Raw genomic sequence first — 418 nt, forward strand, 5'->3', positions numbered from 1 at the left:
ACGGGATGCCAGGCTGTCGCCAATAAGCCGTGCATCAGGGACAGAGCGGGCCAGTCGATCAAGCTTTGGTACGACCAAAGTATCGCCACTACGAACAGCCGCCAGTGCCTGGTCAAGGCCGGCCCTTTCCCGGTTCGTGCCGGTGAAGCCCTTGTCGGTGTAAATACGATCGGCAGAAACACCGAGTTTGAGCAGTTCCTGATGCTGGGCCGCGAGATCCTGTTTGTCCGTCGAGCAGCGGGCATAGCCGATCATTATGTGTGTCATACGGGAAAGTGTAACGTATAAGGCCCCATGACTGCAAAACATATGGTACCACCTTTATGAGACACAGCACACGGCTGTATTCCATGACGTGTTGCACTTGTCCGGGACAGTCCGTCCAACGATCCCCTTCCGGACACATGAAGGAGACATC

General features: G+C 55.5%; 1 protein-coding gene. It reads right to left on the minus strand.

Annotation, left to right across the window (positions count from 1 at the left end; translation table 11 throughout):
• Nucleotides 1-267: recombinase family protein (locus KP705_RS18210; RefSeq protein WP_215765316.1), on the minus strand; the 267-nt coding region annotated here is incomplete at its 3' end.
• Nucleotides 268-418 lie beyond the last annotated feature (151 nt).

The sequence above is a fragment of the Gluconobacter sp. P1D12_c genome (assembly GCF_018812105.1).
Lineage (GTDB): Bacteria > Pseudomonadota > Alphaproteobacteria > Acetobacterales > Acetobacteraceae > Gluconobacter > Gluconobacter oxydans_A.